The sequence below is a fragment of the Agrobacterium sp. NPDC090283 genome (assembly GCF_044769685.1).
Taxonomy (GTDB): Bacteria; Pseudomonadota; Alphaproteobacteria; order Rhizobiales; family Rhizobiaceae; genus Agrobacterium.
In genome coordinates this window covers 1-3,069 of record NZ_JBIVYG010000046.1, presented here as the reverse complement: position 1 = coordinate 3,069, position 3,069 = coordinate 1, and the positions used below count along the sequence as shown (strand labels likewise).

4 protein-coding genes and 1 pseudogene are annotated in these 3,069 nt (G+C 67.3%); all 5 read left to right on the top strand.

What is annotated here, in order from left to right; all coding sequences use genetic code 11:
• Positions 1 to 438, top strand: a pseudogene (locus ACIQUH_RS27815) (conjugal transfer protein TrbE); the annotation flags it as partial.
• Between the two features lie 3 nt (positions 439 to 441).
• Positions 442 to 1,209 carry a P-type conjugative transfer protein TrbJ gene (gene trbJ / locus ACIQUH_RS27810; RefSeq protein ID WP_400821410.1) on the top strand — a complete coding sequence of 256 codons (768 nt, stop codon included), beginning with the start codon at positions 442 to 444 and terminating at the stop codon, positions 1,207 to 1,209.
• A 20-nt stretch (positions 1,210 to 1,229) separates the two neighbouring features.
• Positions 1,230 to 1,526: a putative entry exclusion protein TrbK-alt gene (gene trbK-alt, locus ACIQUH_RS27805; RefSeq protein WP_400821408.1), complete on the top strand. Its 297-nt coding sequence runs from the start codon at positions 1,230 to 1,232 to the stop codon at positions 1,524 to 1,526.
• 3 nt (positions 1,527 to 1,529) lie between these two features.
• A complete protein-coding gene (trbL, locus tag ACIQUH_RS27800; RefSeq protein ID WP_400821406.1) occupies positions 1,530 to 2,885 on the top strand; it encodes a P-type conjugative transfer protein TrbL in 1,356 nt (451 codons plus the stop codon).
• On the top strand, positions 2,885 to 3,069 hold a 185-nt coding region (locus ACIQUH_RS27795), incomplete at its 3' end, for a VirB8/TrbF family protein (protein WP_400821403.1). The genes trbL and ACIQUH_RS27795, both read left to right, overlap by 1 nt.

The following is a 3,069-nucleotide window of genomic DNA, read 5'->3' as shown; positions in this document are numbered from 1 at the left end:
AAGAATGCGTCGGTCATCTTCGCCACGCAGTCGCTGTCCGACATCGACAATTCGAGCATCGCGCCGGCCATCATCGAAAGCTGCCCGACGCGGCTACTGTTGCCGAATGAACGCGCGATCGAGCCGCAGATCACGGCGATCTATCGCCGCTTCGGTCTCAACGACCGGCAGATCGAAATCCTCGCGCGGGCAACGCCGAAGCGCGACTATTACTGCCAGTCGCGGCGCGGCAACCGTCTGTTCGAGCTGGGCCTGTCCGAAGTCGGCCTCGCGCTCTGCGCCGCATCCTCCAAATCCGACCAGACGCTGATCGCCAACCTCGTCGCCGAACATGGCCGCGACGGCTTCCTCGCCGCGTGGCTGCGCGCCCGCGACGCCGGATGGGCGGCGGACCTCATACCGACCTTCCCGATCCCTCAAGCAGCAAAGGAGTCCTGACCCATGACTATTCGCCATTTCCGCTCGCGTGCCATGGCGCTCGCCGCAACCATGCTGGCGGCCGCGCCGCTGGCGCTCTCGCCGATGGTGGCGACGCCCGCCCACGCCATCATCGTCTTCGATCCCTCCAACTATGCGCAAAACGTGCTGACAGCCGCGCGCACGCTGGAGCAGATAACCCACCAGATCACCTCGCTCCAGAACGAAGCGCAGATGCTCATCAACCAGGCCCGCAATCTCGCGAGCCTGCCTTACTCGGCGCTCCAGCAGCTCCAGCAGAACGTGCAGCGCACCCAGCAGCTTCTCCAGCAAGCCCAGGGCATCGCGTTCAACGTTCAGCAGATCGACCAGATGTTCAGCCAGAAATACGGGAACGTCTCGATGTCGGCGAGCAACCAGCAGCTCGTCGCCAATGCGCGCGACCGTTGGAAGAACACCGTCGGCGGGCTTCAGGATGCGATGCGCGTCCAGGCCGGCGTCGTCGGCAATATCGACACCAACCGCACGCAGATGTCGGCGCTGGTCAGCCAGAGCCAGGGTGCGACCGGCGCGCTCCAGGCGGCGCAGGCCGGCAATCAGATCCTCGCCCTGCAATCGCAGCAGCTCTCGGATCTCGTGGCGCTGCTCGCTTCCAACGGCCGTGCCACCGCGCTCACCGAGGCCGAACGCACCGCCGCCGCCGAACAAGGCCGCGAACAGCGTCGCCGCTTCCTGACGCCGGGCTCGGGCTACCAGCCCGGCAACGCCCAGATGTTCAACACCGGCAAGTAACCGCCAGAAGGAGCATTCCCATGGACGGCAAGATGCTGGCCCGCCTCGGCGCTATCGTGTTCGTCGCCATCGCCATCACCGCGACGGTCATCGAACTGAACCGCAAGGAGGACGCGCCGGCATCTTCGCCGGCCGCTCTTCATTCTCCCGACCGCGATCCGCTGCGCGAAGGCCAACGCCGATGCCAGCGGCTCGGTCAAGAGGCCACCAGCGACAGCGCGTGCATGGCGGTATGGGCCGAGACCCGCGACCGCTTCCTTGGCCGCGCATCCGCTCCGGTCGCACCGGCCGCGGCGGCCGCCCCGGAAGGGCGGTGAGCCATGGGCGGCGCAGGCGTCATCGACAATTTCCTCGGCGTATTCACCAAATACATCGACAGCGGATTCGGCCTTCTCGGCGGCGAGGTCGGCTTCATCGCAACCACCCTGATCGTCATCGACGTGACGCTCGCCGCGCTCTTCTGGTCCTGGGCCGCCGATGAAGACGTCATCGCGCGCCTCGTCAAGAAGACGCTGTTCGTCGGCGTCTTCGCCTATCTCATCGGCAACTGGAACAACCTCGCGAAGATCGTCTTCGAGAGCTTCGCCGGCCTTGGTCTCAAGGCGAGCGGCACGGGCTTCTCGACCGCCGACCTGATGCGGCCCGGCAAGGTCGCACAGACCGGCCTCGACGCCGCCCGGCCGCTGCTCGAATCCATCTCCGATCTGATGGGATGGGTCGCCTTCTTCGAGAACTTCATCCAGATCGCGTGCCTGCTCTTCGCCTGGGCGCTGGTCATCCTCGCCTTCTTCATTCTGGCGATCCAGCTCTTCGTCACCCTGATCGAATTCAAGCTGGCGACGCTCGCCGGCTTTGTCCTCATTCCGTTCGGCCTCTTCGGCAAGACCGCCTTCATGGCCGAAAAGGTGCTCGGCAACATCATCTCGTCCGGCATCAAGGTTCTCGTTCTGGCCGTCATCATCGGCATCGGCTCGACCCTCTTCGGCGAGTTCACCAAGGGCTTCGGCGGCACCACGCCCAGCATCGACGACGCCATGGCCGTCGTGCTGGCCGCACTCTCCCTCGTAGCCCTCGGCATCTTCGGCCCCGGCATCGCCAACGGGCTCGTCTCCGGCGGCCCGCAGCTCGGCGCGGGCGCAGCGGTCGGCACCGGTCTTGCGGTCGGCGGCGCGGCCATGGCCGTCGGCGGCGGTGCGATGATGGCCGCCAAGGGCGGAGCCGCCATGCTCTCCGGCGGGGCGGCAGCAGCCCGCGGCGGTGCGACCGCGGCGGGTGCTGCCTCCTCGGCCTATTCGCTCGGCTCGCTCGGCAAGTCCGGCGCGTCGGGCGTCGCCTCCGGCATGGGCGCGGTCGCGCGCACCGCCGGATCGGCCGCCGTCTCGCCTTTGCGCCGTGCCGCATCGCGCGCCGCTGACTCCATGAATTCCAGCTTCTCCGATGGCGCGAAGGCCGGCTTCGGTGCGACGGGCGGCTCCTCGACCATGGGAACGATCGGCGGTGAAGCCGCCGAGGCCGCTTCGACCCCGACCGCGACCGGCGGCGCTCCCGATTGGGCCAAGCGCATGAAGCGCAACCAGACCGTCAGCCACGGCGTCAGCGCCGCCGCCCACGCCATCCGCTCCGGCGACAGCCACGGCTCCGGTTCTTCCATCAACCTCTCTGAAAGTGACCGCTGATGAACCTCTTCAAAAGACCCGCCGCCCATTACGGCAAGACCCCGCAACCCGAGACGCCCTATCAGCGCGCCGCGCAGGTCTGGGACGACCGGATCGGCTCGGCCCGCGTGCAGGCCAAGAACTGGCGCTACATGGCCTTCGGCTCGCTGGTTCTCTCTGGAGGCTTCGCCGCTGCGCTCGTCTG